Origin of the sequence: Streptomyces sp. NBC_00461 (assembly GCF_036013935.1) — a bacterium.
Taxonomy (GTDB): Bacteria; Actinomycetota; Actinomycetes; order Streptomycetales; family Streptomycetaceae; genus Streptomyces.
Map to the genome: position 1 here is coordinate 1,041,724 of NZ_CP107902.1, position 20,579 is coordinate 1,062,302.

22 protein-coding genes and 2 pseudogenes are annotated in these 20,579 nt (G+C 70.1%); 14 read left to right on the top strand and 10 right to left on the bottom strand.

Going from position 1 to position 20,579, the window contains the following annotated elements; all coding sequences use genetic code 11:
• Positions 1-8: 8 nt before the first annotated feature.
• The gene (locus OG870_RS05100) at positions 9-611 is read right to left on the bottom strand and encodes a TetR/AcrR family transcriptional regulator (protein WP_266586880.1); all 603 of its coding nucleotides are present in this window, start codon (positions 609-611) and stop codon (positions 9-11) included.
• 119 nt (positions 612-730) lie between these two features.
• Here OG870_RS05100 and OG870_RS05105 point away from each other — a divergent pair, with 119 nt between their 5' ends.
• Entirely contained in the window at positions 731-1,138 is a 408-nt protein-coding gene (locus OG870_RS05105) for a nuclear transport factor 2 family protein (protein ID WP_266586874.1), read from the top strand.
• 54 nt (positions 1,139-1,192) lie between these two features.
• Here OG870_RS05105 and OG870_RS05110 read toward each other — a convergent pair whose 3' ends face one another.
• The 5 genes and pseudogenes from OG870_RS05110 to OG870_RS48075 form a co-directional block, all read right to left on the bottom strand.
• A complete protein-coding gene (locus OG870_RS05110; RefSeq protein ID WP_327690657.1) occupies positions 1,193-1,630 on the bottom strand; it encodes a transposase in 438 nt (145 codons plus the stop codon).
• Positions 1,631-1,766: 136 nt separating this feature from the next.
• Positions 1,767-2,061: pseudogene (locus OG870_RS48070) on the bottom strand (transposase); the annotation flags it as partial.
• 184 nt (positions 2,062-2,245) lie between these two features.
• Positions 2,246-3,283 (bottom strand): transposase, encoded by a 1,038-nt coding sequence (locus tag OG870_RS05115; RefSeq protein WP_266586870.1) that lies wholly within the window; start codon positions 3,281-3,283, stop codon positions 2,246-2,248.
• Positions 3,284-3,417: 134 nt separating this feature from the next.
• Positions 3,418-3,780 (bottom strand): annotated as a pseudogene (locus OG870_RS05120) (helix-turn-helix domain-containing protein); the annotation flags it as partial.
• Between the two features lie 55 nt (positions 3,781-3,835).
• Positions 3,836-4,126, bottom strand: a complete 291-nt coding sequence (locus tag OG870_RS48075; RefSeq protein WP_371649096.1) for a hypothetical protein — start codon at positions 4,124-4,126, stop codon at positions 3,836-3,838.
• 280 nt (positions 4,127-4,406) lie between these two features.
• Here OG870_RS48075 and mftR point away from each other — a divergent pair, with 280 nt between their 5' ends.
• A complete protein-coding gene (gene mftR / locus OG870_RS05130) occupies positions 4,407-5,063 on the top strand; it encodes a mycofactocin system transcriptional regulator (protein ID WP_266586868.1) in 657 nt (218 codons plus the stop codon).
• Positions 5,064-5,074: 11 nt separating this feature from the next.
• Here mftR and mftG read toward each other — a convergent pair whose 3' ends face one another.
• The gene (gene mftG, locus OG870_RS05135) at positions 5,075-6,637 is read right to left on the bottom strand and encodes a mycofactocin dehydrogenase MftG (RefSeq protein ID WP_266586866.1); all 1,563 of its coding nucleotides are present in this window, start codon (positions 6,635-6,637) and stop codon (positions 5,075-5,077) included.
• A gap of 113 nt (positions 6,638-6,750) precedes the next feature.
• Here mftG and mftA point away from each other — a divergent pair, with 113 nt between their 5' ends.
• The 7 genes from mftA (at position 6,751) to OG870_RS05170 (ending at position 13,213) form a co-directional block, all read left to right on the top strand.
• Entirely contained in the window at positions 6,751-6,900 is a 150-nt protein-coding gene (gene mftA / locus OG870_RS05140; protein WP_266586864.1) for a mycofactocin precursor MftA, read from the top strand.
• A gap of 16 nt (positions 6,901-6,916) precedes the next feature.
• Entirely contained in the window at positions 6,917-7,207 is a 291-nt protein-coding gene (gene mftB, locus OG870_RS05145; RefSeq protein WP_266586862.1) for a mycofactocin biosynthesis chaperone MftB, read from the top strand.
• On the top strand, positions 7,204-8,454 hold the full coding sequence (gene mftC, locus OG870_RS05150; RefSeq protein WP_266586860.1) for a mycofactocin radical SAM maturase: 1,251 nt from the start codon (positions 7,204-7,206) through the stop codon (positions 8,452-8,454). Before mftB ends, mftC begins: the two co-directional genes overlap by 4 nt.
• 3 nt (positions 8,455-8,457) lie before the next feature.
• Entirely contained in the window at positions 8,458-9,660 is a 1,203-nt protein-coding gene (gene mftD, locus OG870_RS05155) for a pre-mycofactocin synthase MftD (protein WP_266531798.1), read from the top strand.
• On the top strand, positions 9,657-10,424 hold the full coding sequence (gene mftE / locus OG870_RS05160; RefSeq protein ID WP_266586858.1) for a mycofactocin biosynthesis peptidyl-dipeptidase MftE: 768 nt from the start codon (positions 9,657-9,659) through the stop codon (positions 10,422-10,424). The genes mftD and mftE overlap by 4 nt, the downstream gene beginning before the upstream one ends.
• Complete coding sequence (gene mftF, locus OG870_RS05165) at positions 10,421-11,815, top strand: mycofactocin biosynthesis glycosyltransferase MftF (protein WP_327690658.1); 1,395 nt, start codon at positions 10,421-10,423, stop codon at positions 11,813-11,815. The genes mftE and mftF overlap by 4 nt, the downstream gene beginning before the upstream one ends.
• 132 nt (positions 11,816-11,947) lie before the next feature.
• Positions 11,948-13,213 (top strand): cytochrome P450, encoded by a 1,266-nt coding sequence (locus OG870_RS05170; protein WP_266586854.1) that lies wholly within the window; start codon positions 11,948-11,950, stop codon positions 13,211-13,213.
• Between the two features lie 313 nt (positions 13,214-13,526).
• Here OG870_RS05170 and OG870_RS05175 read toward each other — a convergent pair whose 3' ends face one another.
• Entirely contained in the window at positions 13,527-14,561 is a 1,035-nt protein-coding gene (locus tag OG870_RS05175) for a TetR/AcrR family transcriptional regulator (RefSeq protein ID WP_266586852.1), read from the bottom strand.
• A 382-nt stretch (positions 14,562-14,943) separates the two neighbouring features.
• Between OG870_RS05175 and OG870_RS05180 the strand changes: the two genes are divergently transcribed.
• Positions 14,944-15,711 (top strand): enoyl-CoA hydratase-related protein, encoded by a 768-nt coding sequence (locus OG870_RS05180; RefSeq protein WP_266586850.1) that lies wholly within the window; start codon positions 14,944-14,946, stop codon positions 15,709-15,711.
• A gap of 75 nt (positions 15,712-15,786) precedes the next feature.
• On the opposite strand, the gene OG870_RS05185 is transcribed toward OG870_RS05180, so the two are convergent.
• Complete coding sequence (locus OG870_RS05185; RefSeq protein ID WP_266586849.1) at positions 15,787-16,650, bottom strand: alpha/beta fold hydrolase; 864 nt, start codon at positions 16,648-16,650, stop codon at positions 15,787-15,789.
• Positions 16,651-17,074: 424 nt separating this feature from the next.
• Between OG870_RS05185 and OG870_RS05190 the strand changes: the two genes are divergently transcribed.
• Genes OG870_RS05190 through OG870_RS05200 form a run of 3 tightly spaced genes read left to right on the top strand, consistent with a single transcriptional unit; the run spans position 17,075 to position 19,815 of the window.
• Positions 17,075-17,398, top strand: coding sequence for a hypothetical protein (locus tag OG870_RS05190; RefSeq protein WP_266586847.1), 324 nt, complete (start codon positions 17,075-17,077; stop codon positions 17,396-17,398).
• A 16-nt stretch (positions 17,399-17,414) separates the two neighbouring features.
• Positions 17,415-18,938 (top strand): class I adenylate-forming enzyme family protein, encoded by a 1,524-nt coding sequence (locus OG870_RS05195; RefSeq protein ID WP_266586845.1) that lies wholly within the window; start codon positions 17,415-17,417, stop codon positions 18,936-18,938.
• Between the two features lie 25 nt (positions 18,939-18,963).
• Entirely contained in the window at positions 18,964-19,815 is an 852-nt protein-coding gene (locus OG870_RS05200) for a 3-hydroxyacyl-CoA dehydrogenase family protein (protein ID WP_266586843.1), read from the top strand.
• On the opposite strand, the gene OG870_RS05205 is transcribed toward OG870_RS05200, so the two are convergent.
• Positions 19,800-20,066: a hypothetical protein gene (locus OG870_RS05205; RefSeq protein WP_266586841.1), complete on the bottom strand. Its 267-nt coding sequence runs from the start codon at positions 20,064-20,066 to the stop codon at positions 19,800-19,802. The genes OG870_RS05200 and OG870_RS05205 overlap by 16 nt on opposite strands.
• A gap of 3 nt (positions 20,067-20,069) precedes the next feature.
• Between OG870_RS05205 and OG870_RS05210 the strand changes: the two genes are divergently transcribed.
• A complete protein-coding gene (locus OG870_RS05210; RefSeq protein ID WP_327690659.1) occupies positions 20,070-20,558 on the top strand; it encodes a hypothetical protein in 489 nt (162 codons plus the stop codon).
• Positions 20,559-20,579 lie beyond the last annotated feature (21 nt).

Here is a 20,579-nt window from a genome sequence, read left to right on the forward strand (position 1 = left end):
CGGCGCCTTTAGCGCAGGGTAACTGCCAGTCCTGCGAGTAGCTGGTCCACGGCACTGACGGCTTGATCTCGGGCGGAGACCGGGTTGTCGGCGCTGGCGATGAAGAGCGCTGCTTCGTCAATGGCGGCGAGAAGTATGTGGGCGAGGACATCGAGGGGCTGGTCGGGCAGGGTTCCTTCGGTGACCGCGAGTTCGAGCAGGGCGTGGATCGCGCCGAGTCCGTAGCGTTCCTCGATCGCTCGCCATTCGCGCCAGCCGAGGACGGCGGGTCCGTCGATGAGCAGGATGCGCTGCACTTCGGGTTGCAGGGAGGCGTCGAGGAATCCCAGCAAGCCGTGGCGGAGGCGGGCAAGGGCGTCGTCGCTGCTACTGCTAGTGGTGTCTGCGGCGGCGAGCAGGTCTTCTTCGACCTGCTCGAAGACGGCGAGGAACAGCGCCTTCTTGCCGGCGAAGTGGTGGTAGAGCGCCCCTCGGGTACCGACGCCGGCCGCCGCGACGAGTTCCTCGGTGCTGGTGTCGAAGTAGCCCTTCTCGACGAACAGCCGCCGGGCTGCCGTGACCAGGGCGGAGCGGGTGGTCTCCGCACGTTCAGCTACCCGTGCCGCTCTCACGGTGCTGCGGGTTGCCGATGTCCGTTGACCGCTGTCCACCACCTCAGTATAGTCCACCTACAGGGTGAATGAGAGACATACAGTCTGTATGTGACCGAGAGTGCTGAAGGAGTGACGCCATGAGTGACCCGTCTCGTATCGTCCGTGAGTTCTGCGACCTGATGGCCAAGCGGGACCCGGAGCTATTGCGGCCGTTCCTCGCCGAGGACGCTGTCTACCAGAACACCGGCATGCCCGCGTCGACTGGGGCCGCGGCCGTGCTGGAGAACCTCGCCGGCCAATTCGCGGCGTTCCCCGACTCCTACGAGTACAAGACGATCAACTTGGCGGTCGACGGCGACGTCGTCCTGACCGAGCGCCTCGACATGATCCGAACCCCCGACGGTGTGCGGGGCGTGCCGGTCATGGGCGCCTTCGTTGTCCGCGACGGCATGATCACCCGGTGGACGGACTACTGGGACACCGGGCTGCCCGCGAAGATGATGACTGGTGAGGACACCAGCGTGCTGGTCCCGGCGGCCTACTGACCACTCGTCGGCCGTGGGGTGCGGGCACTGCCGTTCTTCGGGCGCCATTGTCGATCATGTGGTGAGGAGGGCGCGTTTGCGGAGGAGGTCGAAGTTCGCGCGGCCGTACATCTGCCTTTTGATCATTTTGATGCGGTTGACGTGACCTTCGACGGGACCGGACCTGCGGGGCAAGGTCCGGCCGGTGGTGACGGCGTCCACATCGCGTTCGAGGCCGGTCGCGTAGGTGCGTAGCGCGGGGAGGTCGTCGGCGCGGACCGCGGTGATCCAGTCGGTGACCGTGGCATCGGTCGGGCGGGCGAGCAGGTACGCGAACGCGCCGACGTGACGGCTGAGCGCGTCGAGTTCCAGGCAGCACGCACGAACGTCATTGAGCTGGCGCTGTTCGTCGTCGTGGAGCCGGTCGGGACGAGTCAGGATCCAGCGGCTGATCGTCCGGGTCGAGCGGGGTCGGGGTGGCGGGGGCGTGTCACGCGAAGGGCTCTGGCTCACTTTCAGGATGCTGTTGGTGATCTTCGGTTAGTCAGGGTTCGACAGAGTCGCTTGAATCGGCTGGCGGGACGGGGCCGGCGTGGTGGTGAGGTGCCTGGCGGGAAGTGTCCGCTCAGCCGGATGATGTTCGTTCCGGCGGCGGTCAGGACGTGTTGGACGTGCGTCTTGGCCATGCCTCGGTAGCGGCAGTGCCGTAGTCCGTGGGCGTGGACGGTTTCGGAGACGGTGGCTTCGCAGCCGGCCCGGACCGCATAGTGCTGCCGCCACTGGAGGGTGTCTTGTTCGTGTCGGACCCGTGTCTGGATCTCCTGCAGGGGCTGGGGCAGCAAGATGATGTGCCGAGCGCGGTCGTCGGTGGTGCCCAAACCGGCCTGCCGGGCTTCGCAGGCCCGGCAGGCCGGCTTGGGAACAGCACACGGACAGCCGTTCATGCCCGTCACCCCGGGTCACCTTCAGGGATGGCTGGTCACTCCACGGGGGCAGGTGAGGGTGCGGGCGTCCCAGTCGGGGGTGAAGTCTGCCTTGGTGAGGCCGGGGTGCTCACGAGCCCTCGGGTCGGCCCGAACCGGGCCGGTCAGTGCCACCCCGTGGGTGCGGGCGGCCCGGTCGATGGATTCAGGAGTGATGTACCGTGAACCCCTGCCGGACCAGGTCCCGGTGGATCTGTTCGAGGGCGTCGATGTCCTGCTCGGGCGCCGGCCTGGTGGTGACCTGCACAATCACGTGCGGACCATCGCCACAGGTTTCGCTCTGGTGATCGCGATAGCCGATCCACTCCTTCTTTCCCGACGCGGTCAGCTTCTGGCTGTAGTGAGCCTCGACGTCATAGGGAGAGATAATCTCCATGCTGGCCCACGGGACACTGGCCTTCTCCGGGTTGGGCCTTCCCGTGGCCTCGGGCCGCGAAGCGGCTCTGTGTGGCATGTCGCGCCTGTTCAACCGGTCCTTGGTGGACTTCGGTCCCCGCCACCGCTGCCGCCCTGCACTGTCGAACGAGTACTGCTGCACCCACACTCGCCGCAGAATTTCCACCTGCGGCAACGCCCTCAGCCGCGGCGGGACTTCAGCGCTGAAAACAGCCGACAGAAGCCGCATCCCGTCCGCGCCGACCTGCAGCACGTACTCCTCCAGCGCCGCGTTGCCCTTGGGCAGCCGATGGTAGATGGCCGGACGTCCGTACCGGTCCGCCCAATCCGCGGTAACCAATGACGCCAGCCAGACCTCATCCGCCAGAGTCAGCTGCTCCAGAGCGGCATGCAAGGTCTTGGTGACCAACTCCGCCCGGCTCAGCTTCCTAATGGCCGCGAGTACATGAGTGGTATCCGTGCGCACCGCACCACGCCGCTTGACCAGGCCCGCAGCCGCCAGGTGGTCGACCATCACGGCCAGCAGCCGATCCGCCCGGTCAGCCTGGGCCATACGGTCCCGGAACTCGCTGGGCACGCAGTGGTCGAAGCCCGGATCGTCCAGCTCGAGGCCCAGACAGTACCTCCAGTCCATCCGGCAGCGGACCGTCTCGGCGGCCTGCCGGTCCGTGAGGTTCTCCGCGTACTGCAACACCGACACCATCGCCAGCCGAGCCGGCGACAACCCCCTCCGCCCGTCAACCGGATACCAGTCGGCGAAGTGCTCATCGGTGAACAGCTCGTCCAACCGGTCACGCACCCGCATGGCCACTGTGCCCCGTGGATTGCTCGCCCGCGCCATCCGAACCGTCAACGGCGGAATCGTCCGCCCCGGACCTGAACCCATCGACATCGCGGCCACCCCTCCGACCGCTCGAACCACCCCGCCCAGAAGGGCCGGTCGGCGGCGATCCTGTCGATCGGCAGAGGTGTCCCGTCCAGGATCAGGTACGCCTTCATCGACGCGGCCCGTACTGCTTCGGCGAGTGTGGGGGCGAGGGCAGCCAGGAGATCGACGGCCTCTGTGATGTACCGGTAGACGGTGGTCGTGCCGATCCCGAAACCGGCCGCGAGCTGGGCGTAGGGCTGGACGTTGCGGAGATGGGTGAGGGTGAGCAGGGCCTGTCGGCCCGCGCTCAGGCGCCGCCATCGGGTGCCAAGAGCATGACGGTGTGTTCTCAGGCGGGCCGAGAGTAAGCGGAGGGCAGAACTGGACACGTCGACGCCGGACGGGTAAACAAGCATGCGAAGCCTCTGGTGGAGACGGTTCTCTTGGTCGAAAGCCCATCTATCAGGGGCTTCACAGACCAACTGCCCAACCCGCGCAAGAGGTTGGAAAAGGCTCATTGTGTCGCAGCGTCTTGGACGAGTGACCAATATGTGACTGAAGGGTAAGGCGGTCTCGTCGAGGCGGGGCTGAGACAGTCCGATGCCGACCGGCCCATGTCGCGCAGCCGTGGTCCCAGCCCATGAGGTCGGCGACCGCGATCAACGCCTTCGGCGGGCGGTTTCCCGCACCCATTCCCCGCCCGTCGAGGGAGGCGTCGATGCGGGTGACGCCGTTCTCGACGGCGACGCCGGTGTTGGTCACGTCCAGGGCGAGGTTGCGGTGGGCCCGGATGCCGAGTTCGGTGGCCGAGCCGGTAGGCGCGGAAGCGGTCGCGACCCCGTCTATCGTCAGCCGGCCTCCGGAGTCGGTGACCTACACGCAGTTGCGCCGCAGGACTCCATCAGCTTGACCGGGCGGGCAAGTTCGGCCGGCAGAAGAGGACCAGCTCTGCGGCACCGGTCTAAGGCCGGTATATGTTCGAAGGCGGAGTGGTCGACGCTCCGGGTCGGCCGTACCGCCCCGTTCCCCGGAAGGAGTCCCCGTGAAGTCACCGCCCGGCGACGCGACGGTCACGGTCGAGCCGGCCAGGACCGGAAGGCCGCGCGTGACCTCGAGGGCCGAGCTGGAGCGGATCGGGTTCGAGCTGTTCGCCCGTCAGGGCTTCGACGACACCACGGTGGACGACATCGCCGCGGCCGCGGGCATCGGCCGCCGTACCTTCTTCCGCTACTTCTCCTCCAAGAACGACCTGGTCTGGGGCGACTTCGAGGAACACCTGCTCAGGCTGCGCGAGCTGCTGGCGGCGACTTCCACGGACGCGCCGCTGGTCGACGCGCTCCGCGAGGCGGTCGTCGAGTTCAACAGCTTCGATCCCGTGGAGGTGCCCTGGCACCGGCAGCGCATGGAGCTCATCCTGCGGGTGCCCACGCTGCAGGCGGATTCGACCCTCCGCTATGCCTCGTGGCGGGCCGTCGTCACGGAGTTCGTCGCGGCACGCACGGGCCTGCCCCCGACGGACATGGTGCCCCGGCTGGCCGGCTACGCCCTCCTCGCGGCGGCCATGGCGGCGTACGAGCACTGGCTGAGCGAGCCCGGAACCGAACTGTCGCGTCTGCTCGGCCGGACCATCGAGCAGGTGGGCGCGGGCCTCGGCACGGTGCGGACGGCCCCTCCCCCGCCCCGCGACGCCGCCTGCTGATCTCGCCCCCGTCAGTCCGGGCCGTGCCGCATCGCACGGGCCACGAACTCCCCGATGAGGACCGCGGTGGCCGCCGGGCCACGCAGCGGAGCCGTGGGCAGGATCGAGGTGTCCGCCACCCGGAGCCCGCTCAGCCCGTACAGCCTGCCGTAGCCGTCGACGGCCGCTCGGGCGTCGTCCGCCGGGCCCATGGGGACCGTTCCGCACGTGTGCTGAGCCGTGCTGAGCCCGGCCCGGATCCAGTGGTCGAGCCGACGGTCGTCGTCGAGGGTCGTGGCGTCCGGGTCCACCAGGCCCGACGCCACCTCGCCGAAGGCCGCGGCACCGAGCAGGGCCGCGGTGACGCGGACGGCTTCACGCATACGGCGCCGGTCGCCGGCCGTGCGCAGATAGCCGTAGTCGATGTCCAGTGGGTCCGCCGCGTCCGCCGACCTCGTTCGCAGGCGGCCGCTCGTGCGGGGCGTCTGTACGGAGACCAGGAACGCCAGCGGGGCACCCGCCACGCTCGTGCGTCCGGTGGTCAGGCCGGCCATCGGGACGAGTGACTGCAGGATCTCCAGGTCGCCCGGGTGCGCGCCGTCGGACGAGGACACGTGCAGGGCACCGCCGAGCCAGGATCCCACGGGTTCGGCCAGGTCACCGCGGGGCGCCCACTCCAGCACCACCTGGGGGTGATCGCTGAACCGCGCTCCGACCGCGGGGGCGTCCAGCACGACGGGGATGCCCGCCCGCGTCAGCGCCGCACCCGGGCCGATTCCCGACCGGTGCAGCAGGTGCGCGGAGGCGAAGGCTCCCGCGCAGAGCACGACCTCGCCGGCCTCCAGTACCTCGAACCCACCGTCGTGTTCGACGACGACTGCGCTCGCCCGGCCCTCGCGGACGACGACCCGGTGAACCGGACAGTCGCCCGTCACCGTGAGGTTGGGCCGGCCGAGGGCGCCCAGGAGATGGCTGATGCCGGTGTTGACCCGCAGACCGTCCACCGTGTTCGTGGGAACCGGGCCGAAGCCCGGAACGTCCTGCGCGTTCTTGTCGGGCTCGTGCGGCAGGCCCAGTTCGCGGGCGGCGTCACAGAACGCCGCGGCGGCCGGATGCCTCAGGTCCGTGCGCCGGATCCGTACCGGTCCCCGGTCTCCGTGCACGGCGTCGGCGCCGTGGTCCAGGTCGGTCTCCAGGCCGCGAAGCAACGGCAGCATGCGGTCGTACGACCAGTCCGCCCCGCCCGCGGCCGCCCAGCGGGCGAAGTCCTCGCGCCGGGCCCGTACGAAATAGCCTCCGTTCACGGTGGTGGAACCGCCGAGTACCCGCCCCCGCGGTACCGAGTAGGGCCGGTCCGGGGTGAGGCGGACCGGGTGGTGCGAGACCGCGGCGCACTGCGCCTGCGCACCGGGGACGAGCCGGGCGTCCAGCAACTGCGGTGGGAAGTCCGACAGTTGACGCGGCACCGGTCCGGCCTCCAGCAGCAGTACCGAGCGGCCGGGGTCCTCGCTCAGCCGCGCCGCCAGCGCGGCACCGCTGGCGCCGGCCCCCACCACGACGACATCGGGGCGCCGACCAGGGCCGTTCCTCGGCATGACGCACGACCCTTCCGTTTTGACACCGGGTGCCATTAGCCTCACGGTACAGGAACCCGCGGCACCGGGACCGTCCGGTCGACCGGATCGCCGCGGCCGTCGAGGAGGTTCGCATGAGCCCGCTCCACTCCCTGCCCCCGCAGGCCGCCCCTGTTGCCGACGCCGAGTCCGGCGCCGGGGACGTTTTGGCCCCCGAGTCGCTGATCGAGGAGGACGACCTCATCGAGGAGGTCTCGATCGACGGCATGTGCGGCGTCTACTAGGCGAACGGGGACCAGCGTGCCCACCGTGAACGCCGACATGGACATCGACCGCGCCTGGGACCTGCATCCGCAGGTCTCCGTGCGGCCGGAACCCTTCGGCGCGCTGCTGTACCACTTCGGCACCCGCCGGCTGTCGTTCGTCAAGGACCTCCGCCTGCTCGCCGTCCTGCGGGCCCTGCCGCACGTGCCCACCGCCCGCGCCGCCTGCGCGCAAGCCGGTGTCGGCGCCGCCGAACTCCCCCGCTTCACCACGGCCCTGACCGCCCTGGCCCGGTCGTCCATGGTCGTCGAAAGGACCGCCCCATGACCTCACCGGCACTACCCGCCCACGGCACCCGGCTGGTCGACCTGTTCGAGTACGGCCTCGACGCGCCGATCTGCCTGACCTGGGAACTCACCTACGCCTGCAACCTGTCCTGCGCGCACTGCCTGTCCAGCTCCGGACGGCGCGACCCGCGCGAGCTGAGCACGAGCGAGGCGAAGGCCGTCATCGACGAGCTGGAGGCCATGCAGGTCTTCTACGTCAACATCGGCGGCGGCGAACCCACCGTCCGCCCCGACTTCTGGGACCTCCTGGACTACGCCACCAGCCACCACGTCGGCGTGAAGTTCTCCACCAACGGCGTCCGCATCACCCCCGAGGCGGCCCGCCGGCTGGCCCGCAACGACTACGTCGACGTACAGATCTCCCTCGACGGGGCGACCCCGGAGGTCAACGACGCGGTGCGCGGGGCCGGTTCGTACGCCACCGCGCTTCGGGCCATGGAGAACCTCGCCGCGGCCGGGATGAAGAACTTCAAGCTCTCCGTCGTGTGCACCCGGCACAACATCCCCCAGCTGGACGCCTTCAAGGCACTCGCCGACCGCTACGGCGCCCAGCTGCGGCTCACCCGGCTGCGCCCGTCCGGCCGCGGCGCCGATGTCTGGGACGACCTGCGCCCGTCCCGGGAGCAGCAGCGCCTGCTGTACGACTGGCTGCTGGCACACGGCGAGTCGGTGCTGACCGGTGACTCGTTCTTCCACCTGTCCGCCTACGGTCAGGCACTGCCCGGCCTCAACCTGTGCGGCGCCGGCCGGGTGGTGTGCCTGGTCGACCCGGTCGGGGACGTGTACGCGTGCCCCTTCGCGATCCACGACGAGTTCCTCGCCGGGAACGTGCGCGATCCCGGCGGCTTCACCGAGGTGTGGCGGGAGTCCGCGCTGTTCCGCGACCTGCGTTCGCCTCAGACCGGCGGAGCCTGCGCCTCCTGCGGGTTCTACGACACGTGCAAGGGCGGCTGCATGGCCGCCAAGTTCTTCACCGGGCTGCCGCTGGACGGCCCCGACCCCGAATGCGTCCAGGGCTACGGCGAGGATCTGCTGGCCGAACGCCCGGCGGACCGGGCCCTCCTGCCGCGCCCCTCCCAGGACCACTCCCGGCGACGGCCGGTCGACCTGCCGCTGCCGGCCCGCCGCGCGGACCTGGAACGCCCTCCCGTCAGCGACTGCGCCCAGGACCCCTTGGCCGGGCTGCGGCTCGCCCAGACTCCGTCACCCCAGCACGAGAAGAGTTGACGCATGCCCCACAACCCCTGGTTCGAGACGGTCGCCGAGGCCCAGCGCCGGGCGAAAAAACGCCTGCCCAGCAGCGTCTACGGAGCACTCGTCGCCGGCTCCGAGCGCGGCCGTACGATCGACGACAACGCCGCGGCCTTCGTCGACCTCGGCTTCGCCCCGCACGTCGTGGGCCACCATGCCGAACGCGACCTGACCACGACCGTCCTCGGCGTCGAGACGGCGTTCCCCGTGCTGATCTCTCCCACCGGTGTGCAGGCCGTGCACCCGGAAGGAGAGGTCGCCGTGGCGCGGGCCGCGGCGAACCGGGGCGTCATCATGGGGCTGAGCTCCTTCGCGAGCAAACCGGTGGAGGAGGTCGTCCAGGCCAACACCGACACCTTCTTCCAGCTGTACTGGAGCGGCACCCGGGACAGCATGGTGCAGCGTATGGACAGGGCCAGGTCCGCGGGCGCCAAAGCGCTCATCGCCACCCTCGACTGGTCCTTCTCCCACGGCCGCGACTGGGGAAGCCCGCAAATCCCCGACAAGCTCGACGTGAGGACCATGGCGAAGTTCGCTCCCGACGTGCTGCCCCGCCCCCGGTGGCTGTGGACGTATCTGCGCTCCGGCCGGCTTCCCGACCTCACGGTCCCCAACCTCCGCCCCCCGCGCGGCGAAGCACCCACCTTCTTCGGCGCCTACGGCGAGTGGATGCAGACCACCCCGCCCACCTGGGAGGACGTCGCCTGGCTCCGCAAGGAGTGGGGCGGGCCCTTCCTGCTCAAGGGCGTGACCCGGGTGGACGACGCCAAACGGGCCGTCGACGCCGGGGTGACGGCGATCTCGGTGTCCAACCACGGCGGCAACAACCTCGACACCACCCCCGCCACCGTCCGGGTGCTCCCCTCCGTCGTGGACGCCGTCGGCGATGACATCGAAGTCCTGCTCGACGGCGGCGTCCGGCGCGGCAGCGACGTGGCCAAGGCACTGGCGCTCGGCGCCCGGGCCGTCCTGATCGGGCGCGCGTACCTGTGGGGCCTGGCGGCGAACGGCCAGGCCGGTGTCGAGAACGTGCTGGACATCCTGCGCGGCGGCCTCGACTCCGCAGTGCTGGGTCTGGGCCGCTCGTCCGTCCACGAGCTGTCCCCCGACGACCTGGTGATTCCTCCCGGGTTCGCCCTGACCCTCGGCGGCACGAGTGCCCCCGCCCCGGTCGCCGGATGACGACGGCACGGCACGACCGGCTCGCGCACCGGGCCTGGCCCACCGTTTCCGCCAAGAGCCTGGTCCTGGTGCCGATCGGCTCGACCGAGCAGCACGGGCCGCATCTGCCGCTGAACACCGACAGCGTCATCGCCGAGTCCGTAGCCGGCCGTGCCGCCGAGGAACTCTCCGCCCGTCTCACCCCGCCGCCCCTGGTGGCGCCCACGCTCGCCTACGGCGCCAGCGGCGAGCACGCCGGCTTCCCCGGCACCGTCTCCCTCGGACACGAGGCCCTGCACGCCGTGATCGTCGAAACCGTGCGCTCCCTGTCGCTGTGGGCCGGGCGCGTCGTCTTCGTCAACGGCCACGGCGGCAACACCGCCACCCTGGACGCAGCCCTCGGCGCCCTGCGCGCCGAGGGGCACGCCGTCGCCTGGGCCGGGTGCGGCATCACGGGAGGCGACGCGCACGCCGGCCGGACCGAGACCTCGCTCATGCTGTATCTCGCCCCTGAGGAGGTACGGATCCTCGAGGCCGTCGCCGGCGACACCCGCCCGCTGGATGTCCTGATGCCTCTGCTGACGGCCCACGGCGTCAAAGCCGTCTCGCCGTCGGGTGTGCTCGGTAATCCGGCCGGCGCCTCGGCCGAGGAGGGCCGCCGGCATGTGCGGACCATGGTGTCCCGGCTCGTCGGCCAGATCACCGCCGCACCGACGGACGAGCGCGGCCGCCTCCTGGACCCCGCGGCACGGGACCGACCTGGCACGAAGGCGGCAGGGAGATGACGCTGCCCCTCGGATTCGTCGTGGCGCTCGATCGTGACACCCGCGTCCTGGACGGCGGCCGCACCCTCCTCGGTGGTTCCCCCCTGCGGCTGCTGCGCCTGACCCGGCGGGCACGTCCACTGCTGACCGGTCGTATGGTCCACGTACGGGACCGGGCGGGCGCCCTCCTGGCGGACCGGCTCCTGGAGGCGGGGCTGGCGCACCCGGTCGTCCGCGCCCTGCCCCTGCCCGACGACCCCCGGTACACGGTCGTCGTCCCCGTCCGCGACCGCCCGCGCGAGCTCGACCGCCTGCTGGCGAGCATCGGGCCGGACACCCCGGTGATCGTGGTCGACGACGCGTCGACTCACCGCGCTCCGGTCGAGGCGGCCGCCGCACGGCATGGCGCGCGCTTCGTCCCCCTGAGGGTCAACGTCGGTCCCGCCGGAGCCCGTAACGCAGGCCTTCGCCTGGTCGGCACGCCGTATGTGGTCTTCGTCGACTCCGACGTCGTCCTGCCCAAGGACACTGTCCCGACACTGCTGCGGCACTTCTGCGACCCGCGGGTCGCCCTGGCCGTCCCCCGCGTGACCGCTCTCGAAACACCCGGCTCCGAGACCTGGATCGGACGGTACGAGCGCACACGCTCCTCACTCGACCTGGGCAGCCGTCCCGCCCTGGTACGCCCCGGGACACCCGTCTCCTGGGCCTCCACGGCCTGCGCCGTCGCACGCGTCGACGCCCTGGGCGAGGGCTTCGACGAGCGGCTGAGAATCGGCGAGGACGTCGACATCGGCTGGCGCGCCATCAAGAGCGGGTGGCGGGTGCGCTACGAGCCCTCGGTCTATGCCGCCCACGAGCACCGCGGCCGCCTCGGGGACTGGTTTCGACGCAAGGCCGCCTACGGGACGGGAGCGCACCCGCTCGCCGAACGACACCCCGAGTTCATCGCGCCCGCGGTCCTCGCCCCCTGGAGCGGCGCCTTCGTCCTCGCCCTTGTCGCCCAGCGCCGTTGGTCGCTCCCGGTGGCCGGCGCCGTCGGCGCGACGACCGTCCTGCGCGTCTGCCGGAAACTGGACGGCACGGAGCACCCGGTACGGCTGGCCTGCTCACTGACGGCCATGGGCGCGCTCGGCGCGCTCGCCCAGACGTCCGCGCTGCTGACCCGGCACTGGTGGCCCCTCACGGTGGCCGGCTGCACGATCTCCCACCGGGCACGCCGGGCCACCGCGCTGGCCGCGGTCGCCGACGTCGCTCTGGAATACCTGCACCAGGGCGCCGCTCTGGATCCCCTGAGGTACGGCGTCGCACGCCGCCTCGACGACCTCGCCTACGGCGCCGGTGTGTGGTGGTCCGCCATCAAGGGACGCTCCACTGCGGCTCTGCGGCCTCGGCTGCGGCAGCCGCGGTGACCGTCACCGTTCCCGCCCGGCGAAAACAGTCGTCCCGTCCATTGTGACCGACGACTGGAGTCGTTACCGTAAGCATCACGGGACTTGCAACAGTAAAAGCGTTGCACGGATGCGGGAGCGCGAAGGAGCGACATGGCGCAGACGGAGCAGACCACGAGCGATGCGGATGAGCGGGATGCGCTGATCGCACAGCGATGCCCCTACAGTGACCTGGTGATGCAGGGCGGCAGCCGCGAACCGCTCGCCGGTTACGCGGAACTGGACTCCCTGCGGGACGCCGGACCGGCACACACGCTCGGCACCGGCCAGATCATCTACACCACCTACGACCTGGTGCAGGAGGTCGCCCAGCGCGCCGACGTGTTCCACAGCAAGTTCTACGATCCGGTGACCGGCAAGGAGGCGGCATTCACCCTCGTGCCGCATCAGATCGACGGCCCGGTCCACGTGAAGTGGCGAAGGCTGCTCGCCTCGTCCTTCTCACCCGGCACCGTCGCCGGCCTGGAAGGCTCCCTCCGCGCGCGCGTCAACGAAATCATCGACGGGTTCATCGACCGCGGTCACTGCGATTTCGCCAAGGAATTCGCGCTCAGGTTCCCGACCAGCATCTTCCTTGAGCACATCATCGGCCTGCCGGTCGAAGAACTGGACAAGTTCATCGCGTGGGAGACCGACATCCTGCACCCGGAGTCGACGGATCGGGCCGAAGCGTACCGGACCTCGGTCCGGGCCCAGACCGAGGTCACCGCATACCTGTCGCAGATCCTGGAGGAGCGCAGGAAGACGCCGGCCGAGGAGCGCGGCTCCGACCTCATCTCGCGCGCCATGGACTGGCAGATCGACGGTGAGCCGATCCCGCACCAGGAGCTGCTCTCCTTCTATCTCCTGCTGTTCCAGGCCGGTCTGGACACCGTCACCGCCTCGCTCGGCTACGGCTTCCACCATCTGGCGAGCCATCCGGCCGACCGGGAGCGGATCGCGGCCGACCCGTCGGTGATTCCCAACGCGATCGAGGAGTTCCTCCGCGTCTACTCGGTCGTGAACATCGTGCGGACGGCGATGACCGACACCGAAGTGGACGGCTGCCCGGTGAAGAAGGGCCAGCGGTTCATCCTCAGCCTGCCGTCCGGGAACCGCGACGAGCAGCACTTCCCGGACGCCACGACGGTCGACTTCGACCGCACCGACATCTCGCATCTGGCGTTCGGTGCGGGGCCCCACCGGTGCCTCGGGTCTCACCTCGCGCGACAGGAGCTGGTGATCGCCTACGAGGAGTGGCACAAGCGCATTCCGGTGTACGAGATCGATCCGGACATCTCGTTCGACGAATCGCGCAGCATGCTGCTGGGGCTGAACAGCCTCCCCCTGCGGTGGGACCCTGCCGCCGTCCGCAGGTAGCGGCCGGCGAGCCGAACCGCGAGGGTCCCGGTTCCCGTCCAGGCAGGGCCCGGTTGCGTCACGAGCACACTGGGGCCCGGCGGCAGGCTCGTCGCCGCCGGGCGTCGCACCACGCTGGTGACCGCGCCCGGCGAGCGGCTCTGAACCTGCCCGGCCGACACGGCGCCCAAGGCTCCGGCCCAGCCCTTGGCGACATGCATCCCACGAGGACGCGAACGGCCTGATGCGCCTGGGAGACTGTCGGCCGAGCCCTGCGGGAACCGGCCTCGACACGGCCGAACCGGCCCGGTGTCGCAGCGATCCCCGGAAGCCGTCAGGATCCGGCTTTTTTGCGAGCAGGGGCCTTACGGGCGGTCGTCGTGCTCCGCGCGGCCGTCGATCCGCGTGACGTCCTGCGAGGCCCCTGGCTCTGCTCGCTGTGGAGTACCTCGAACCCGCACATCAGGCGCGCAACGCCGAACTCGAAGTCCTCGTCGCTCGTCCCGGAGATCGGATGGCGGTCGATCAAGCCGTCCAGGACGGGAAAGTGGAACCAGTCCGTGATGCGACGCTGGCGGGCGGGGTCGGTCATCGGCGCGTTGGCCAGCCGAAGGATGCGCTCGTGGATGATCGAACCGCGGGTGTACACACCGATGGCGTTGCACACCATCATCGCGTTGTCGGGCGTGAAACCGTCCGCGACCAGCTTCGCCACCACGGACTCGAGCAGTTCCATGATGCGGCGGGTCGCCTCACGACTGTATGTGGAGGTGCGGATCAACAGCAGATCGGAGAGGACCGCATCCTCGCGGTGGATCTCGCGCTGCACGCGGAAGTGCGAGGACAGCATGTTCTGCCAGGTGTCATCCGCCCGGACCTCCGGCATCAGCCGCAGGTACTTGTCGACGGCGATGTCCGTCATCGCATTGAGCAGCTCTTCCTTCTTCCGGAAGTACCAGTAGATGCTGGTGACGCCGACACCCAGATGCTCGGCGAGGATCGGCATGCTCAGCTGGTCGAGCGAGGTGCCCCGCGCGACCTCGAAGGCACCCCCGAGGATCTCCTCGGCGTTGATCGAGTTACGCTGACGACGCTTACGCGTCCCGGCGGAATCGGCCTTGGTCACGCTGCTTCTCCTCCTTGTCACCACCCCACCGGCCCGGCCCGAGCGTAGGCCGAGCCCGCGCTCCGAACTGACTGACACGGTACCAGCCAATGCCTCCCGGCATGGCATACGGTAAGGGATTACCGTAACGCTGCCGCGACGGCTGGTCGACCGCCCCGGACCACGTCGCCGCCTGCTGGTTCTCAGCGCGGTTCTGGTGAACCGGGTCGGAACGGGCACCTCACCCGCGATCCGTTCCGCCACGCGGCGGACGCTCGACGAGTCGTCGGCGATTCCTGTGAGCAGCCGTCACCGCACCGCCTCGGCACCGGCCTTCCGCCCGGGGAACGAACAGCATCAGCCTGACCCGCGCCCGACCGACGATCTCGAGCAGCACCACGATGGTGTCGGCCCCGCGTCACGGCCCCTCCGACAGCTGCACCGCGCCGTTGTCCCTCCGATCAGCCGGTGGTAGCTTACCGAAATCATTCCCGGAACCTTTACCGGATAGAATACCGGTAGAGCACGCGCCTGGCCGCCGCAGTCCCGCAACCGACTGTATGCCGGCGCCACACCACCGGCGGAAGACGGTCGGGCCGCCGGGCCGGACACCCTTCAGCGAAACACCCACCAAAAGGCGGTCGAGATGGATCTGCTCCGACGTCGTGAAGGCTCTGCCGAGGTCATCACACTCAACCGCCCCGACCAGCGCAACGCCCTCAGCCCCGGCCTGATCGCCGAACTCTCGCGGGCGCTGCGTGACTGCCTGGACGACGACGCGGTACGCGCGGTGGTGCTGACCGGTGCCGGCGACCGGGCGTTCTGCGCCGGCATGGACCTCAAAGCGTTCGCCTCCGGTTCCGATTCCTCCGGGCCGGAGTCCGACAACACGCATTTCACGATGTTCAGCCGAGGCGAGTACCCCAAGCCCGTCATCGGTGCCGCCAACGCCACCGCCGTCGCCGGAGGGTTCGAGCTCCTGCTCAACTGCGACATCGTCGTCGCCTCCGACAAGGCCAGGTTCGGCATCCCGGAGGTCAAGCGCGGCCTGTTCGCCGCCGGCGGCGGAACCACGCTGCCCGGCCGCATCCCCCTCGCGATCGCTCTCGAACTCGGGCTGACCGGAGATCTGATCGACGCCGAGCGCGCGTGTGCGCTGGGGCTGGTCAACTGTGTCGTTCCAGCCGGAGACGTGGTCGGCGCCGCGTTGGAGTTCGCCCGCCGTATCGGCGAGAACGGCCCGCTCGGCGTCCTCGCGACGAAGAAGCTCATGCGCGTGACGCTCACCGAAGGCGTCGCCGCGGCGCGCGCGGCGCAGGAAGCCGAAAACTCCAAGGTGTTCAAGAGCGAGGACGCGCTCGAAGGGGCTCGCGCCTTCGCGGAGAAGCGCGCACCGCAGTGGAAGGGCCGGTGAGTCACCCCCGGCGGGGGTGACCCACCGCAGGACCGGACGGGTCACGGAGGCCCAGGACCCGTTGGGTCTGCGCGGTCACACGGTGCCGAGGAATCGCCCTACCTGGTCGATGAACGCGTCGTTGTCGTCGCCGGCCACCATATGGCCGGTGCCGGCGACGTCGACCGCGCGCGAGCCGGACACGAGCGACAGGAGCTCGCGCACCCCCTCCTCACTGAGCACGTCCGACTGGGCACCGCGGACCAGGAGGGTGGGAACGCCGATGGCGCGGGCCGCCTCGCGCAGCCGCTCCGGGTCGGGCTGCCGCCTGGGCCCGTCGGCGTCCCGCCGCACCAGCGCCGGGTCCCAGTGCCAGTACCAGCGGCCGTCTTCGGCCAGGCGCACGTTCTTGCGCAACCCGTCCGGACTTCTCGGACGCCGACGCTGCGGGTTGTACTCGGACACCGCGGCGGCGACGTCCTCCAGGGTGGCGAAGCCGTCGACGTGGCGGCGCATGAACCCGGAGACCCGTTCGGCGCCGTCCCGTTCCATGCGAGGGGCGACATCGACGAGCACGAGCGCGCGAGCGTCCACCAGCCCTTCCCCGACGGCCAGCAGCGAGGTCAGGCCGCCCATCGACGCGCCGATCAGCGCGGGAGGACGCGGATCGCCCTCACCGACCCGGGCTGCCACGGCGACGAGATCGGCCACGAGGACGTCCATCGAGTAGTCCCCGTCCGGCGCCCACCCACTGTCGCCGTGACCGCGGGTGTCGAGCGAGAAGGTGCGCCAGCCGCTCCTGGCAAGCGTCAGGGCCGCGCCCTTCCACGAATGGCGGGTCTGGCCCCCGCCGTGCAGGAACAGCGCGGTGCCCTTCGGCGCGTCCACCGGATATTCCTCGGCGGCCAGTTCCACGCCGGCGGCGGGGATCCGCCTGATGAGTGGCTCGGTCCAGGTCATGCGGTTGCACCCTCCCATCTCTCGGGTCACTTCCTCCGCCCGCACGTCGCCGGTCAGCGCACGCGGCACCTCTCGGCGCAGCGTGCAGTGAGGAGTTGCGCGGTCGCGCAGCCGACAAGCCTGCTTGCACGGGGATCTTCCTGACGCCGGCACCGGTCCCGCCTCCCGCGGAGGCTCCGCCGGCACCTGCCGTACGTGTGCGACTTCAGTACGCGGCGGGAACCAGGGGCGAGACGTCCTCGCCCTGGATCATCTCCCCGGCAGACTCGTGTCCCAGTAGTCGGCCCGGCGCGCGATCCGACCGTCGCACCCCTCGCACCTATTGACCCCTGTACTATATACCTTACGGTATGGGTGATGCGGCATCCCTTCCAGACGGCCCCGGCCGCTCTGCGGGACGGACGGCATCAGCAGTGCCCAAGCAATGCCCGTCGCCGAGGAGGACGATATGAGTTTGCAGGTCGGCAACCGGCTGCGCGGACAGAACTCGACGTGCGAAGTCATCGTCGTCAAGGGTTCCGCCAGCCCCGCGGTATTGATGTGCGCCGGCGCGGAGATGCGCACGACGGCCCCCGATCCCCCCGCCCCACAGGTGAGCGACGGCCCACCGATCCAGCTCGGCAAGCGGTACACGGACGACGCCAGCGGCATCGAGGTGCTGTGCACCAAGGCCGGAATCGGCCCTTTGACCTTCGGCGACAGCCAACTCACGCAGAAGGCAGCCAAGGCGCTGCCGGCGTCCGACTGAACGGACCGCACCCGCGATGAACCTCACGATGCTCCTCGACATGGTGGTCGAGGGGATGCCCGACCGGATCCTCATCGGTGACCGCACGGACGGCCTCACCGCCCGCGAACTCGCCCGACGGGCGCGCTCGGGCGCGGATCTCGTCCGGGCCGCCGATGCCGGCACCGTCGTCTACCTCGGCGGCAACGGTCCCGCGTTTCCGGTCGCCCTGTTCGCCGCGGCCTCCGCCGGCGTGCCGTTCCTGCCGGTCAACTACCGGCTGAGCGACGAGCAGCTGGACGACGTCCTCGGCCGCCAGGCCAGGCCGCTCGTGATAACCGACTCACCCGAGCGGGTCCGGGGCATGGCGGCCGTGACGCTGGAGGAGTTCGCCGGACCGACGGCCGTTGCCGCCGATCACGAAACCGAGCCCGCCGACCCGGACCCCGACTCGATCGCCGTGCTGCTGATGACGAGCGGGACGACCGCCGCCCCGAAGAGCGCGGTACTGCGGCACCGGCACCTGACGTCCTACATCTTCGGCTCCGTCGAGTTCGCGTCGGCCGAGCAGAGCGACGCGACCATCGTCAGCGTGCCGCCCTACCACATCGCCGCCGTCGCGAACCTGCTCTCCAACCTGTACGCCGGTCGCCGGATCGTGTATCTCGACCACTTCAGCGCCGCCGACTGGCTGCATCGCGTCCGGACCCAGGCCGTCACGCACGCGATGGTGGTGCCGACGATGCTCGTGCGCATCGTCAGCGAACTCGTCCACTCCGGCGTGCGGGGCCCTTCGACGCTGCGGTCGATGTCGTACGGCGGCGCGAAGATCGCCGTACCCGTGCTCGTGGAGGCGCTGCGGCTCTTTCCCGGCACCGGTTTCGTCAACGCCTACGGCCTCACCGAGACCGCCTCCTCCATCGCGGTGCTGGGACCGGACGACCACCGTACGGCCGCCGCGAGCGACGATCCCGCCGTGCGCGCGAGACTGGGGTCGGTGGGCCGTGCGCTGCCCAGCGTGGAGATCGAGGTCCATGCCCCGGACGGGCTGCCGTGCCCTCCCGGCGTGGTGGGAGACATCGTCGTACGCGGCCCGCAGGTCGCCGGTGAATACCTGGAGGCCGGCAGCCGGCTGGACAGCGCCGGCTGGTTCCCCACCCGTGACCGCGGCCATATCGACGAGGACGGCTTCATCTTCGTCGAGGGCCGGTCCGACGACACCATCATCCGCGGCGGCGAGAACATCGCCCCATCGGAGATCGAGAGCGTGCTCACCGAGCACGAATGGGTGGCGGACGTGGCCGTGGCCGGCATCCCGGACGACGAATGGGGGCAGCGCATCGGCGCGTTCGTCGTCGTCCAGCCCGGCGTGCGGCCGGACGCCGACGTCCTGCGCGAGTTCGTCCGCGGCCGACTGCGCAGCTCGAAGACCCCCGACGACATCGTCTTCCTGCCGGAACTCCCGACCACGCCGACGGGCAAGGTACTGCGCCGCAAGCTGGTCGCGGACATCGACAAGGACACCGGGGCCTCCGAGTCCACCAGGACACCCGTGCTCTAGCAGCACCCGAAGACAAGGAGTGCGCGTGGAGTTCAAGACACTCGCGATAGTCGGCCTCGGCACCATGGGGGCCGGTATCGCGCAGACGGCCGTTTCCCTCGGCTTCGACGTGGTCGGCGTCGAGCGGGACGAGCAGGCCGTAGTGGCAGGTCGGGCACGGGTCGCCGCCGGGCTGGCGAAGTTCGTCGAGAAGGGGAAGTTCACCGGGGAACAGGCAGCCCAGGCACTGGCCCGCCTGCGCACCTCCACGGACCGGGCGGACATCGCCGGAGCCGACATCGTGATCGACGCGGCGTTCGAGGACGTCGACCTCAAGCGTGAGCTCTTCCGCGACTTCGAGCGCCACGCCTCTGCCACCGCGGTCCTCGCCTCGAACACCTCGACGATCCCGCTCGTGATCATGGCGGCCGAGACGTCCGCCCCCGAGCGGGTCGTCGGCCTGCACTTCTTCAACCCGGTCCCCCTCATGGACCTGGTGGAGGTCATCCGCACCCCGGCGACGAGCGAGGAGACCGTCCGGGCCGCCGTCGATCTGTCGAAGGCCCTCGGAAAGTCCCCGGTCATCATCAAGGACGTGCCCGGCTTCATCGGCAACCTGCTCGTCGTGCCGTTCCTCCTGGACGCCATCCGCGCCTTCGAGCGCGGCGTGGCCTCGATGGAGGACATCGACTCGGTCCTCAGGCTCGGCTTCAACCACCCGATGGGACCCTTCAGGCTCAGCGACCTGATCGGCCTGGACATCGTCCAGGACATGGCCGAGCGCATGTACGAGGAGTACCGCGATCCCAAATACTGGCCCCCGCCGCTGCTCAAGCAGTACGTACGGATGGGTTGGCTGGGCCGGAAGACCAAGCGCGGTTTCTACACGTACGACTGACGGCTGACGAGGGCCGTCCGGCCGGTCTTCCCCGGCCCGCGGGGTGGCTCGGTGAGCACGGGTTCCTGCCCGGCCGGCCTGGTCAGGCACGGATCGGTGCCGGCAGCACGGGCGGCCCACTCGACGAGCGCGGACGGTGGGGTCTCGTCACGCACGAGGTAGTCGGTGAGAGGGCCTGTGCCCAAGCCGGTGCGTTCGGCCCCGTTGAGCAGCCCGGCAAGGTGGAAGGCCGTCCCCTCCGCCGACGTCACCCCGTGGCGGTGCACCAGGTGCAGCGCGGCCTGCGCCTACAGGCGCCCCATGAAGACCCTGGGTCTTCCGCGAACCATCGCCCGCAGCAGTCCGGCGGGAGCCGCCGCGCAGCCGGGCGGCAACGTGTTCTGCTCGCGGACGGCCGGCTGAACGAATTCTGGCTGTTCGTGCGAAGCACGCCCGCACCGGTGAACCGGGAACCGCGCGCGGAGTTCGTTCTGCGCTGGGGCCGCGAGCTCTACCACGCCGACTTCAGACCCAGCGTCGCTTGGGAGCTGAACTACACAAGTGCCGACTGGGGCCGGATTCTCGGCAAACGGCAACGGCTCCTCTATGCGGCCGTCCGGCATGCCGTCGACCATCCCGACCTCGATGTCGAAGACCGCCCGCGCCTGCTGCGCCTGCTGCGGCGGTGTGCGGGATTCGACGAGTACACCATCGCCCGACACGCCCGTGTTCGACTCAACGTGACGGCTGCGGACCGTCCGTGACCCGTTCCCATGTTCGGGGGC

Coding starts and splice junctions, on each gene's coding strand:
- OG870_RS05105 (WP_266586874.1), top strand. CDS start 731: ATGAGTGACCCGTCTCGTATCGTCCGTGAGTTCTGCGACCTGATGGCC.
- mftG (WP_266586866.1), bottom strand. CDS start 6,637: ATGCCGAGGAACGGCCCTGGTCGGCGCCCCGATGTCGTCGTGGTGGGG.
- mftA (WP_266586864.1), top strand. CDS start 6,751: ATGAGCCCGCTCCACTCCCTGCCCCCGCAGGCCGCCCCTGTTGCCGAC.
- mftC (WP_266586860.1), top strand. CDS start 7,204: ATGACCTCACCGGCACTACCCGCCCACGGCACCCGGCTGGTCGACCTG.
- mftD (WP_266531798.1), top strand. CDS start 8,458: ATGCCCCACAACCCCTGGTTCGAGACGGTCGCCGAGGCCCAGCGCCGG.
- mftE (WP_266586858.1), top strand. CDS start 9,657: ATGACGACGGCACGGCACGACCGGCTCGCGCACCGGGCCTGGCCCACC.
- mftF (WP_327690658.1), top strand. CDS start 10,421: ATGACGCTGCCCCTCGGATTCGTCGTGGCGCTCGATCGTGACACCCGC.
- OG870_RS05170 (WP_266586854.1), top strand. CDS start 11,948: ATGGCGCAGACGGAGCAGACCACGAGCGATGCGGATGAGCGGGATGCG.
- OG870_RS05180 (WP_266586850.1), top strand. CDS start 14,944: ATGGATCTGCTCCGACGTCGTGAAGGCTCTGCCGAGGTCATCACACTC.
- OG870_RS05185 (WP_266586849.1), bottom strand. CDS start 16,650: ATGACCTGGACCGAGCCACTCATCAGGCGGATCCCCGCCGCCGGCGTG.
- OG870_RS05190 (WP_266586847.1), top strand. CDS start 17,075: ATGCCCGTCGCCGAGGAGGACGATATGAGTTTGCAGGTCGGCAACCGG.
- OG870_RS05195 (WP_266586845.1), top strand. CDS start 17,415: ATGAACCTCACGATGCTCCTCGACATGGTGGTCGAGGGGATGCCCGAC.